Consider the following 12,742-nt stretch of genomic DNA (forward strand, 5'->3'; position numbering starts at 1 on the left):
GCGTCCAGATTGCGGGCGTGGATGTCCACATCCTGCGTGCGTTTGACGCGGAAGCAGGCGGCGGCGGTGTCGGACTGCACCAACATGGCGTGCTCCTTCGGACGTGGTTCCAGCCGGGACTGAGTATCAAGTTTCATGCCACCGGGCGTTCCGCAGGAAAACCCGCCCCGCGCTATCCCGAATCGGAAAAAAGACGATCCGGACCCCGACGCTTTCCCAAACGGGATACCACCGAGCGCAGCGGATTGCACAAGATGCAGCCGGGCTGCCCGAGCCGTTTCGGGCGTCATCCATCCTTGATGCGAGCAACAACATGTCAACAACACCCAAGCAGGTATCGCGGGAACTCAAGCCCGTGCTGGGCGCATTTTCCCTCTGGGGCATCGCCGTGGGCCTGGTGATTTCGGGCGAGTACTTCGGCTGGAGCTACGGCTGGGCCAGCGCGGGCACGCTGGGCTTCCTGGTGGCCACGATGTTCGTGGCCCTGATGTACACCACCTTCATCTTCAGCTTCACCGAGCTGTCCACCTCGATTCCCCATGCCGGCGGGCCGTTCGCCTATGCGCGCCGCGCCTTCGGGCCCACCGGCGGCTTCATCGCGGGCTTCGCCACGCTGGTGGAGTTCGTGTTCGCGCCGCCGGCGATCTCGCTGGCCATCGGCGCCTACCTGGGGCTGCAGTTCCCCTCGCTCGACCCGAAGGTGGCGGCGCTGGGCGCCTACGTGGTCTTCATCACCCTCAACGCGCTGGGCGTGGGCATCGCCGCGATGTTCGAGCTGGTGGTGACCCTGCTCGCCGTGGCCGAACTGCTGGTGTTCGCGGGCGTGGTCGCGCCCGGCTGGTCGCTGGCCAACTTCACCGCCAGCGGCTGGGCCGGTTCGAGCGAATTCACCATGGGCACCTGGGCCGGCATCTTCGCCTCCATCCCGTTCGCGATCTGGTTCTTCCTCGCCATCGAAGGCGCGGCCATGGCCGCCGAAGAGGCCAAGGAGCCGCGCCGCACCATCCCCATCGCCTACATCACCGGCATCCTCACCCTGGTGGTGCTGGCTTTCCTGGTCATGATCATGGCCGGTGGCGTGGGTGACTGGAGCAAGCTCTCCAACATCAACGACCCGCTGCCGCAGGCCATGAAGATGGTGGTGGGCGAGTCCAGCGGCTGGCTGCACATGCTGATCTGGATCGGTCTGTTCGGGTTGGTCGCCTCCTTCCACGGGATCATTCTGGGCTACTCTCGCCAGATGTTTGCGCTGGCCCGTGCCGGTTATCTGCCGGCTTACTTTGCCGTGGTTCATCCGCGTTTCAAGACGCCTGTGCGCGCACTCATCGGTGGTGGTGTGGTGGGCGTGATCGCGGTGTTCAGCGACCAGTGGGTCACCTTCGGCGGCTTGCCGCTCACCGCCAACATCGTCACCATGGCCGTGCTCGGCGCGCTGGTGATGTACATCGTGTCCATGGTCTCGCTGTTCAAGCTGCGCATGAGCGAGCCGCTGCTCGAGCGCCCCTACCGCGCGCCGTTCTACCCGCTGTTCCCGGCCATCGCGCTGGTCTGCGGCGTGGTCTGCCTGGCGGCGGTGGTGTACTTCAACGCCATGATCACCGTGCTCTTCCTGGCGCTCATGGCGCTGGCCTACCTGTACTTCTATCTCACCAGCGGACAGCGCGACGCAGCGCCGCTGGACGCCATGCTCGGCACCGTGGAATGAACCTGAGCGCAACGCTGGGAGGGCGCAGTCACCGGTTCGGCAGCCTGCGCGAGGTGATGGCCAAGGCCACGCCGCTGCGTTCGGGTGACTGCCTGGCCGGCGTGGCCGCTGCCACCGAGCAGGAGCGCGTGGCCGCGCGCTGGGTGCTGGCCGATGTGCCGCTGAGCCGCTTCCTCAACGAGGCGCTGATCCCCTACGAAGACGACGAAGTCACCCGGCTCATCCTCGACAGCCACGACGCCATCGCCTTCGAGCCGGTCGCCTCGCTCACGGTGGGCGGTTTTCGGGACTGGCTGCTCTCGGCCCAGGCCACGCCCGAGGTGCTGCGCCGCCTCACGCCGGGCCTCACGCCCGAGATGGTGGCCGCGGTGAGCAAGCTCATGCGCAACCAGGACCTGATGCTGGTGGCGAAACGCTGCGAGGTGGTCACGCGGTTTCGCAACACGCAGGGCCTGCGCGGTCACCTCTCGGTGCGCCTGCAGCCCAACCACCCGACCGACGACCCCGCCGGCATCGTGGCCAGCATGATCGACGGCCTGATGCACGGCGCCGGCGACGCGGTGGTGGGCATCAACCCGGTGTCCGACAGCGTGCCCGACCTGGTGCGCCTGAATCACATCCTGGCCGACGTGCTGGCGCGCGGCGAGATCCCGACCCAGACCTGCGTGCTCACCCACGTCACCAACACCATGCAGGCCATGGCGCACGGCGCGCCGGTGGACCTGGTGTTCCAGTCGATCGCCGGCACGCAGGCCGCCAACAGCTCGTTCGGCATCGACCTCGCGCTGCTCGACGAGGCCCACGCCATGGCGCAGGCGCTGGGGCGCGGCACGGTGGGGAACAACCTCATGTACTTCGAGACCGGCCAGGGCAGCGCGCTCTCGGCCAATGCCCACCATGGCCTGGACCAGCAGACCTGCGAGGCGCGCGCCTACGCGGTGGCGCGGCGCTACAAGCCGCTGCTGATCAACACCGTGGTCGGTTTCATCGGCCCCGAATACCTCTACGACGGCAAGCAGATCACCCGCGCCGGGCTCGAAGACCACTTCTGCGGCAAGCTGCTGGGCCTGCCCATGGGTTGCGACATCTGCTACACCAACCACGCCGAGGCCGACAGCGACGACATGGACAACCTCATGGTGCTGCTGGCCACCGCGGGGCTGAACTTCCTGATCGGCGTGCCCGGTGCCGACGACATCATGCTGAACTACCAGAGCACCTCGTTCCACGACGCGCTGGTGCTGCGCGAGATGCTCGGCCTGAAGCGCGCGCCCGAGTTCGAGGCCTGGCTGCAGCGCGTGGGTGTGAGCGACGGGCAAGGCCGGCTGCTGCCCGCGCCGCGCCAGCCAGCGCTGCCGTCTTCGCTGTGGACCCTGCCCCGACCCGCATGACCACACCCAGCCGCGACCTCTGGGCGCACCTGCGCCAGCACACCCCGGCGCGCATCGCGCTCGGGCGCACCGGCGTGAGCCTGCCCACGCGCGAGGTACTCGATTTCGCGCTCGCCCACGCGCAGGCGCGCGACGCCATCCACCTGCCGCTGGACACCGAGGCCTTGTGCGCGGAACTGCAGCAGCAAGGCTGGCCGTCGCCACCGCTGCTGCTGCACAGCCAGGCGCGTGACCGGCACGAGTACCTGCTGCGGCCCGACCTCGGGCGGCGGCTGGACGCCGAGAGCGCGGCTCGGCTCGGGCCGACCGGTGCCGATGGCCCCGATCTGGTGCTGGTGCTGGGCGACGGCCTCTCGGCTCTGGGCATCCAGCAACACGGCGCGGCGCTGCTGGGCGCGATCCGCCGCGCGCTCGACCCCGCCATCCGGCTTGGGCCGCTGGTGGTGGTGCGCCAGGCGCGGGTGGCGGTGGCCGACGAGGTGGGCGAGCGCCTGGGCGCCGCCGCGGTGGCCATGGTGGTGGGCGAGCGCCCCGGTCTGAGCTCGCCCGACAGCGTGGGCATCTACCTCACGCACGCGCCGCGCGTGGGCTGCAGCGACGCGCAGCGCAACTGCATTTCCAACGTGCGCCCCGCCGGGCAGGACCTGGACACCGCCGCGCGCCGCCTGGCCTGGCTGTTCGGCGAGAGCCGCCGCCTCGGGCTCACCGGTGTCGGGCTCAAGGACCACAGCGGCCTGCCGCTGACCGGTCTGCCCACCCCCGCGGAGAGTGTGCCGGGCTTAAACTGAAACTCACCAAACCCGTTCGGGTTGAGTTTTTCTCAAGCGCCATGCTCGACGCCCGCCAACTGGAGGCCCTCAACGCCGTGATCGAACACGGCGGTTTCGGCCCGGCCGCCAAGGCCCTTTCGCTCACGCTGGCGGCGGTTTCGCTGCGCATCAAGTCGCTTGAAGACACGCTGGGCCAGCGCCTGCTGGTGCGCGGCAAGCAGGTGCGCGCCACGCCGGCCGGCCAGGCGCTGCTGGGCCATGTGAAACAGGTGCGCCTGATGGAGGCCGATTTGCTGGACGGCCTGCAGGGCGGTGCAAAGCCCCGAAGCGGCGTGCGCTGGCAAAGCCTGGGCGTGGCCATCAACGCCGATTCGGTGGCCAGCTGGTTTTTGCCCGGCGTGGCCGCCTTGCTGCAGCGCCACCACCTGCTGCTGGAGATCCTGATCGACGACCAGGACCACACGCACGACGCCTTGAAAAGCGGCGACGTCATGGGCTGCGTGACCACGCTGGCCACGGCGATGCGGGGCTGCGTGGCCGAGCCGCTGGGCGTGATGCGCTACCGCTGCGTGGCCGCGCCCGCCGTGGTGCAACGCTGCCACACGCCGCGCGGCGCCGTCTCGGTGCACAAGCTGCTGGCGCAGCCGGCGGTGATCTTCAACCGCAAGGACGCGCTGCAGGACGCCTTTCTCGAGCAGCACTTCGGTCTGCGTCAGCCCAACTACCCCCGCCATTTCGCGCCGGCGGTGGAGGCGTTCGAGACGGCCATCGAGCTCGGCCTGGGCTGGGGCATGGTGCCTGAGCAGCACCTGGCACAGCGCCCCGGCCTGCAGGAGGTGCTGCCCGATGCGACCGTGGACGTGGTGCTCTACTGGCAGCACTGGGCGCACGAGTCGCTGTCGGCCCAGCGGCTCACCGCCGCGGTGAAGGCCGCGGCGCATGAGCACCTGCGCCCGATGGCGCCGGCGCATCCCGAATGACCGGATCGAGAAGTCCGGTGTGCTTCCCGCGTTTCAGGCGACCTGGCCCGGTGCTGCGCTGACCCGGTGGCGCCGCAGCCGCGCCTGCAGGCGTTGCGTGCTGCGCGCCAGACGGGCGCGGGCGTTGAGACAGACGCGGTCCAGCACGGCGTCGGCGCCGCGCCAGAACTCGTCGACGGCCTCGCTGCGCAGATGCTCGGCGACACGGCGGGCACGCGTGTAGTCGTGGGGGTTGGGCAGGCTCATGGCGGTCTCCTGGTGTGGGAAGATTGGTTCACTGTATTGATGTGACCAAGAGTCGGAAACGCCTCAAGTCGCTCAACGGTTTTGCGATTCTTGCAAAACCAGCACAATGCGGCCATGAAACTCGATCTGGACGATGTGGCCCTGTTCCTGCGCGTGGCCGAACTGGGCTCGCTCTCGGCCGCGGCGCGCGAGCGCCAGGCGCCGGTGAGTCTGGTCTCGCGCACGCTGGTGCGGCTCGAGGAGCGCTGCGGCGCGCGCCTGATGCACCGCAGCACCCATGGCCTGAGCCTGACCGACGAGGGTGACACCTTCGCGGCGCATGCGCGGCGGATGCTGGACACGCGCGATGAGTTGGCGGCGGCGTTCCGACACAAGCGCGCCGGGCCCAGCGGCTGGGTGCGCCTGAGCGTGAGCCCGATACTGGCCGAGACGCTGATCGTGCCCAGCCTGCCGGCGCTGTATGAAGCGCACCCGCAGTTGCAACTGGAGATACTGGCCGACGACCGCATCAGCGACATGGCGCGCGACGGCGTGGACATCGCGATCCGCACCGGCGTGGCGCTCGGCGACAACCTGGTGGCGCGCAAGATCGCCGACCACGGGCGGCGGCTGTGCGCCTCGCCCGACTACCTCGCGCGTTTCGGCACGCCGCAGCACCCGGATGAACTCGCCGCGCACCGCCTGATCACCAGCAGTGCCAGCCCGGGGCTCAACCGCTGGCCCTGGAGCGCGCGCGCGGGCCGTCCCAAGGGCGCGGTCTACCTGGCCAAAGGCCACACGCGCAGCGACAACTCGGCGGTGCTGCTTTCGCTGGCCCTGCGTGGCGTGGGCATCGCGCGGGTCAACGACCTCTTGTCCAGGCCGCACATCACGCGCGGCGAACTCGTGACCGTACTCGACCCCTGGTTCGACCGCAGCAGCATCCCGATCTACGCCGTGATGCTGCCCGAGCGTCACCGCCTGCCCAAGTTGCGCGCCTGCATCGATCACTGGGCGCAATGGGTGTCGGGGGCCGCCGCCTAAAATCTCCCCCCTATGCTCAAGATCAAACAGGAACTGCTGGCCGGCCTCGCCGCCGAGCTCGACACACTTTTGTCCGGCGCGGGCGCGCGCGCCGCGTTCGAGTCGCCCAAGGTGGCGGCGCACGGCGATTTCGCCAGCACCGCGGCCATGCAGCTGGCCAAGCCGCTCAAGCTCAATCCGCGCCAGTTGGCCGACACCCTGCGCGCTGCGCTGCTGGCTCGTCCGGAATACGCGCAGTGGGTGTCCGACATCGACATCGCCGGCCCCGGCTTCATCAACATCCGCCTCAGACCCGCGGCCAAACAACAGATCGTGCGCGAGGTGCTGGCCGCTGGCGCGCGCTTCGGCATCCATGAGTCCAACGGTCAGCGCCTGATGGTGGAGTTCGTCTCGGCCAACCCGACCGGCCCGCTGCACGTGGGCCACGGCCGCCAGGCCGCGCTGGGAGACGCGATCTGCAGCCTGTTCCAGACCCAGGGCTGGAGCGTGCACCGGGAGTTCTATTACAACGACGCGGGTGTGCAGATCGCCACGCTGGGCACCTCCACCCACCTGCGCGCGCAGGGCTTCAAGCCGGGTGATCCGCAGTGGCCCGAGTCCGCCTACAACGGCGACTACATCGCCGACATCGCGGCCGACTTCCTGGCGAAGAAAACCGTGAAGGCCGACGACCGCGAGTTCACCGCCAGCGGCGACATCAACGACCTCGACGGCATGCGCCAGTTTGCCGTGGCCTACCTGCGCCACGAACAGGACCTGGACCTGCAGGCCTTCGCGGTGAAGTTCGACCACTACTACCTGGAGTCCAGCCTGTACACCAGCGGGCGGGTTGAAGCCACGGTGCAGAAGCTGATCGACGCCGGCAAGACCTACGAGCAGGACGGCGCGCTGTGGCTCAAAAGCACCGACTATGGCGACGACAAGGACCGCGTGATGCGCAAGTCCGACGGATCCTTCACCTACTTCGTGCCCGATGTGGCCTACCACATCAGCAAGTGGGAGCGCGGCTTCACCAAGGTCATCAACATTCAGGGCACCGACCACCACGGCACCATCGCCCGCGTGCGCGCCGGCCTGCAGGCGGCCAACGTGGGCATTCCCCAGGGCTACCCCGACTACGTGCTGCACACCATGGTGCGCGTGGTGCGCGGCGGTGAAGAGGTCAAGATCAGCAAGCGCGCCGGCAGCTACGTGACCCTGCGCGACCTGATCGAATGGACCAGCAAGGACGCGGTGCGCTTCTTCCTGCTCAGCCGCAAGCCCGACACCGAATACACCTTCGACGTCGATCTGGCGGTGCAGAAGAACAACGACAACCCGGTCTACTACGTGCAGTACGCCCATGCGCGCATCTGCTCGGTCCTGGCCAGCTGGGGTGGCGACGTGGCGACGCTGAAAGACGCCGACCTGTCCGCGCTCGACAGCGCGCCCGCCCAGGCCCTGATGCTGCTGCTGGCCAAGTACCCCGAGATGCTCAGCGAGGCCGCGCGCGACCTCGCGCCGCACGACGTGACCTTCTACCTGCGCGAGCTGGCCGCGAGCTACCACAGCTATTACGACGCCGAGCGCATCCTGGTGGACGATCCGGCAGTGAAGATGGCGCGCCTGGCCCTGGTCGCGGCCACGGCGCAGGTGTTGCACAATGGTTTGGCAGTGCTGGGCGTGAGTGCCCCGCAGAAAATGTGATGGCGAAACAAGCGATGAAAAAGAAACCTGTGCAATCCCGGAGTTCGCTCGGCGGCACCTTGATCGGCCTCGTGGTGGGTCTGCTGGTGGGGCTGGGCATTGCGCTCGCGGTGGCGGTCTACGTCACGCGCGTGCCGATCCCGTTTGTTGACCGCAATGTGTCGCGCAACGCCGGCCAGGACGCGCTGGAAACCGAACGCAACAAGGGCTGGAACCCCAACAAGATGCTCAATGGCGAGACCGCCCCGGCGGCGGTGCCGGCACCGGAGGCAGCAGGTGCGATCGTGGTGCCACCGGCCGACGGCAAGGGCCTTCCTCCCGTGCCCGCTGCCGCAGGCAAGCCGGCCGCCGATCCCCTGGGTGAACTGGTCCAGTCCAGGCTGGGCACGCCACCGGCCGCCGCCCCCGCGGGCACACCTCCCGCAGCCGTGCCCGCACCCGGTGCGGACCCGTTCACCTATTTCGTGCAGGCGGGCGCCTTCCGCTCGCCGGAAGACGCCGAAACCCAGCGTGCCAAGCTCGCCATGTTGGGCATCAACGCCGATGTGACCGAGCGCGAACAATCCGGCCGAACCGTGTACCGCGTGCGCGTGGGCCCGTTCAACCAGAAGGCGCTGGCCGATCTCACCCAGGAGCAACTGGCCGCCAATGGCGTCGAAGCCGCGCTGGTGCGGGTCCAGCGCTGACCCGCCGCGCAGGCAGGTCGGGAACTTTCAGCGCACCGGCTGCCCCAAGCAAGCCTCATCAAGGAGTCTGATTCCATGCAACGTCGTGATTTTTCCCGGTCCCTGCTGGCCGCTGGCACCACCGCCCTGGCCGCCACCGGTGGTCTGACACTCACCCCTGCGCTGGCCCAGCGCGTGGCGCCCAAGGAAGGCACCGATTTCATTCGCCTGAGCCGCCCCGCGCCCGTGGAGAGCCCGGCCAGCCAGGTCGAGGTGGTCGAATTCTTCGCCTACAGCTGCATCCATTGCTTCAACTTCGAGCCCGCGTTCGACGAATGGATGAAGAAGAAGCCGGCCAACGTGAACGTGCGGCGCATGCCGGTGGCCTTCAGCCCCGCTTTCGTTCCCATGCAACGCCTGTATTTCACGCTGGAAGCCATGAAGCTGGTGGACCGGCTGCACGCCAAGGTGTTCCAGGCGATGCATGTGGACCGCCAGCAACTCACCACCCAGCCCGTCATCACCGCCTGGATCGACAAGCAGGGTGGCGTGGACATGGCCCGTTTCAACGAGTTCTACAACGGCGCGGCGGTCGGGCTGGCCGCCAAGGCCACCCAGTTGCAGGAGGCCTACCAGGTCGAGGGCACACCCTCTTTGGGCGTTGCCGGTCGCTACTACGTCAATGGTCAGGGCTCCCGCACCCTGGTGGTGGCCGACGCATTGATCGCCGAAGCAGCGCGCAAGGCCTGAGTCGCGTCATGCCAAAGAGAAGGCCCGCTTGCGCGGGCTTTCTCTTTGGGGCGTGCTGTCGACGTGCGGCCGACTTCCACGACATTCATGAATTCATGTGAGAAAAGAGTCGGTAAAGGGAGCGCTCGGGCCCGTTCAACCTGCATCGGGTCGTTACAATGAATGCAAGTTTCGTGCCCTACAACGCCATGCATTCCACCTTGCCCCACTTCTCCTTTCACCGGTCGTTCTGGCTGGGCGCCTGCCTGGCGGTGGGTTTGCTCCTGACCGGTGCGGCGCAGGCCGAAAAGGCCGATCGCAACCTGCCGCTCAATGCCGAGGCCGATGCCTTGCGTTACGACGACGTGCGCCAGACCAGCATCTTCACGGGCAACGTGGTCATCACCAAGGGCACGATCATCATCCGGGGCGCCAAGGTCGAGGTGCGTCAGGATGCCCAGGGCAACCAGTTCGGCGTCGTCAACGGCAGCCCGGGGTTTTTCCGCCAGAAGCGCGACGGTGTGGACGAATTCATTGAAGGCACGGCCCTTCGCATCGAGTACGACAGCCAGGCCGACACCGTGCGTTTCGTGGGTGATGCGGTTCTCAAGCGCTTCAAAGGCACCCAGCTCAACGACGAAACCACCGGCAGCGTGATCGTCTACAACAACACCACCGATGTCTTCACAGTGGACGGTGGCGTGGCCAACCGCACCGCCAACAACCCCACCGGACGCGTGCGCGCCATGCTCACGCCCGTGCCCAAGGACGACACCCCCGCCCCCAGGCCGGCGCCGCCCGCCAACCTGCGACCCAGCAACCAGCTTGGCGAGGGCCAGCAGTGACGGCGATGTCCTCGGCGCAGGCCTTGAGCCCGGGCAAGCGCCCGTTGCCCGCCCCCGATCTCAGCCGGCTGGAGGCGCAGGGCCTGCAGAAGGCCTACGGCAGCCGCAAGGTGGTCAAGGACGTGTCGCTCGCGGTCTTCAAGGGTGAAGTCGTCGGTCTCCTGGGCCCCAACGGCGCGGGAAAAACCACGTCTTTCTATATGTTGGTGGGCCTGCTGCGCTCGGACGCCGGCGCGATACTGCTTGACGGCCAGGCCATCCAGGACCTGCCCATCCACCGCCGCGCGCGCCTGGGCCTGGGCTACCTGCCACAGGAAGCCTCGATCTTTCGCAAGCTCAACGTGGCCGACAATGTGCGCGCCGTGCTGGAGCTGCAGGAGGATGACGCCGGCAAGGCGCTGAGCAAGGCGGCCATCGAGGCCCGGCTCGACGAGTTGCTCAAGGACCTGCACGTGGACCACCTGCGCGATTCGCCCGCGCCGGCCCTCTCGGGCGGTGAGCGCCGCCGGGTCGAGATCGCCCGCGCCCTGGCCACCAACCCGCGTTTCATCCTGCTTGACGAGCCCTTCGCCGGCATCGACCCGATCGCCGTGATCGAGATCCAGCGCATCATCGGTTTCCTCAAGTCGCGCGGCATCGGCGTGCTCATCACCGACCACAACGTGCGCGAGACCCTGGGCATCTGCGACCGTGCCTACATCATCAACGACGGCCACGTGCTCACCAGCGGCACCCCGGCCGAGATCGTCGAGAACGCGGACGTGCGCCGCGTCTATCTCGGCGAACATTTCCGCATGTGATGGCCTGCACTTTGTTCACGAAATGTTGGCCGAGTGAGGCGCCGCAATCCAGGGCACCCGCGGATCCGGCTTCGCCGGTCCCAGGGTGCGTCCCCCTGGGGGGGACGCGCGCAGCGCGGCGGGGGGGTGGCCTGTGAAACAAGGCCTGTCGCTACGCGTCTCGCAGCACCTGGCGCTCACGCCCCAGTTGCAGCAATCCATCCGCCTGCTGCAGCTCTCCACGCTGGAGATGGCGCAGGAGGTCGAGCAGATGCTCGACGAGAACCCGTTCCTCGAACGCTCCGAAGACCTCGCCGAGCGTGAAGCCTTTGGTCTGGAGCAGACCGACGCACCGGTGAGCGCGGGCGAGCAGATCGCCGAGGCCGCGCTGCCCGAGGCGCCCGGCCCCATGCTCTCCAGCACCGAATCGAGCAGCAGCGCCAGCAGCGAGACCGGCGAAGGCGATGCGATCGAGGGCAAGCTCGACGGTGCCACGCCAGTGGAAGAAAGCTGGGAGGGCGACGGCACGGTGGAAATGGCGCCGGATGACAGCGAATGGGGCGGTGACGCACCCGCGCGCAACAACAATGCATCAGGCGACGACGACACCGCCAGTGCAGCCGACCTGGCCCGCGCTCACATCAGCCTGCAGGACCACCTGCACGACCAGGCCCGCTGCCTGCGCCTGTCGGACGAAGACCGCGCCGCGCTGTACTTCCTGATCGAGTCCCTCAGCGATGACGGCTACATCGAAGACACCCTGGCCGAACTGGCCGCGGGCTGGCAGGCCCTGTCGGGTCCGATGGAGACCGACGACCCCAACGAAGGGCTGGAAGAGCGCGAAGCGCTGGAGCAGCGCCTGACCATGGCGCTGCAACTGCTGCAGCACATGGAGCCCGCCGGGGTGGGCGCGCGCAACCTTGCCGAATGCCTGCGCCTGCAGATCCTGGAAATGCGCAACACGCCCGAGGCTCGCGCGGCCCTGGCCATCTGCGGGCAGTCCATGGAGCTGGTGGCCAAGCGCGACGTGAAGCGCCTGTGCAATCTGTGCGGCCTGGACGACGAAACGGTGCGCGCCGCACTCGGTCTCATTGCCCGGCTGGAGCCCAAGCCGGGCCGCCGCTTCGTGGACGTGGAGCGCAACGTGGTCGTGCCCGACGTGCTGGTGACGCGCGCCGGCCGCGGCTTCAAGGTGCTGCTCAATCCCGAGGTGATGCCGCGCCTGCGCGTGCACGACGTCTACGCCAGCGCCATGCGCCAGAACCGCGGCGGGCGCGACAACGGCGGCGAGGCTGGACACGCGGCCATGCAGCAGCGCCTGCAGGAAGCGCGCTGGTTCATCAAGAACATCCAGCAGCGCTTCGACACCATCCTGCGCGTCTCCAGCGCCATCGTCGAACGTCAGCGCAACTTCTTCATGCACGGCGAACTCGCCATGCGCCCGCTGGTGCTGCGCGAGATCGCCGACGAACTCGGCCTGCACGAGTCCACCATCAGCCGCGTGACCACCGCCAAGTACATGTCCACGCCCTTCGGCACCTACGAACTCAAGTACTTTTTCGGCTCGTCGCTGGGCACCGAAACCGGTGGCAATGCGTCGAGCACGGCGGTGCGCGCGCTGCTCAAGCAGTTCATCTCGGCCGAGGAGCCGGCCAAACCGCTGTCGGACAACCAGCTCTCCGACCTGTTGCGCGAGCAGGGCATCGAGTGCGCGCGGCGCACCGTGGCGAAGTACCGCGAAGCGCTGCGCATCGCCCCCGCGAATCTCAGAAAAACACTTTGAACATGGCCCCCACGCTCCGCCGCTTCGCGGGTCGCTGCCCCCCGAGGGGGCTGTTTCGCCTTGGGGCGGCCCGGCGGCGAAACGCCCTTCTATGAATCAACTTCAAGTTTTTCTGCCCTGCGCCGCCGGCGTGGAGGACA

12 protein-coding genes are annotated in these 12,742 nt (G+C 68.0%); 11 read left to right on the forward strand and 1 reads right to left on the reverse strand.

Annotated elements, in window-relative coordinates:
• Positions 1-313 precede the first annotated feature (313 nt).
• From eat to V6M63_RS07910, 4 genes are read left to right on the forward strand one after another with little or no spacing between them, the layout of a single operon-like run.
• A complete protein-coding gene (eat, locus tag V6M63_RS07895) occupies positions 314-1,705 on the forward strand; it encodes an ethanolamine permease (RefSeq protein WP_332741039.1) in 1,392 nt (463 codons plus the stop codon).
• A complete protein-coding gene (locus tag V6M63_RS07900; protein ID WP_332741040.1) occupies positions 1,702-3,096 on the forward strand; it encodes an ethanolamine ammonia-lyase subunit EutB in 1,395 nt (464 codons plus the stop codon). The genes eat and V6M63_RS07900 overlap by 4 nt, the downstream gene beginning before the upstream one ends.
• A complete protein-coding gene (gene eutC, locus V6M63_RS07905) occupies positions 3,093-3,884 on the forward strand; it encodes an ethanolamine ammonia-lyase subunit EutC (protein ID WP_332741041.1) in 792 nt (263 codons plus the stop codon). The genes V6M63_RS07900 and eutC overlap by 4 nt, the downstream gene beginning before the upstream one ends.
• Positions 3,885-3,925: 41 nt before the next feature.
• Positions 3,926-4,846 carry an HTH-type transcriptional regulator ArgP gene (locus tag V6M63_RS07910; RefSeq protein ID WP_332741042.1) on the forward strand — a complete coding sequence of 307 codons (921 nt, stop codon included), beginning with the start codon at positions 3,926-3,928 and terminating at the stop codon, positions 4,844-4,846.
• 33 nt (positions 4,847-4,879) lie between these two features.
• Here V6M63_RS07910 and V6M63_RS07915 read toward each other — a convergent pair whose 3' ends face one another.
• On the reverse strand, positions 4,880-5,092 hold the full coding sequence (locus V6M63_RS07915; RefSeq protein ID WP_332741043.1) for a hypothetical protein: 213 nt from the start codon (positions 5,090-5,092) through the stop codon (positions 4,880-4,882).
• Between the two features lie 114 nt (positions 5,093-5,206).
• Between V6M63_RS07915 and V6M63_RS07920 the strand changes: the two genes are divergently transcribed.
• The 7 genes from V6M63_RS07920 to rpoN all read left to right on the forward strand — a co-directional run bounded on the left by V6M63_RS07920 (position 5,207) and on the right by rpoN (position 12,602).
• On the forward strand, positions 5,207-6,115 hold the full coding sequence (locus V6M63_RS07920) for a LysR family transcriptional regulator (protein WP_332741044.1): 909 nt from the start codon (positions 5,207-5,209) through the stop codon (positions 6,113-6,115).
• Positions 6,116-6,127: 12 nt separating this feature from the next.
• On the forward strand, positions 6,128-7,801 hold the full coding sequence (argS, locus tag V6M63_RS07925) for an arginine--tRNA ligase (RefSeq protein WP_332741045.1): 1,674 nt from the start codon (positions 6,128-6,130) through the stop codon (positions 7,799-7,801).
• Between the two features lie 14 nt (positions 7,802-7,815).
• Positions 7,816-8,487: an SPOR domain-containing protein gene (locus tag V6M63_RS07930; RefSeq protein ID WP_332741046.1), complete on the forward strand. Its 672-nt coding sequence runs from the start codon at positions 7,816-7,818 to the stop codon at positions 8,485-8,487.
• Between the two features lie 75 nt (positions 8,488-8,562).
• Positions 8,563-9,216, forward strand: a complete 654-nt coding sequence (locus V6M63_RS07935; protein WP_332741047.1) for a thiol:disulfide interchange protein DsbA/DsbL — start codon at positions 8,563-8,565, stop codon at positions 9,214-9,216.
• A gap of 158 nt (positions 9,217-9,374) precedes the next feature.
• Positions 9,375-10,040 carry a lipopolysaccharide transport periplasmic protein LptA gene (lptA, locus tag V6M63_RS07940; RefSeq protein ID WP_332741048.1) on the forward strand — a complete coding sequence of 222 codons (666 nt, stop codon included), beginning with the start codon at positions 9,375-9,377 and terminating at the stop codon, positions 10,038-10,040.
• A gap of 5 nt (positions 10,041-10,045) precedes the next feature.
• Positions 10,046-10,840 carry an LPS export ABC transporter ATP-binding protein gene (lptB, locus tag V6M63_RS07945; protein WP_332741049.1) on the forward strand — a complete coding sequence of 265 codons (795 nt, stop codon included), beginning with the start codon at positions 10,046-10,048 and terminating at the stop codon, positions 10,838-10,840.
• Between the two features lie 133 nt (positions 10,841-10,973).
• Positions 10,974-12,602, forward strand: coding sequence for an RNA polymerase factor sigma-54 (gene rpoN, locus V6M63_RS07950; RefSeq protein ID WP_332741050.1), 1,629 nt, complete (start codon positions 10,974-10,976; stop codon positions 12,600-12,602).
• The last annotated feature ends 140 nt before the right edge of the window (positions 12,603-12,742 follow it).

It is taken from the genome of Hydrogenophaga sp. (assembly GCF_036675665.1).
In the GTDB taxonomy this organism is placed as follows: domain Bacteria; phylum Pseudomonadota; class Gammaproteobacteria; order Burkholderiales; family Burkholderiaceae_C; genus Hydrogenophaga.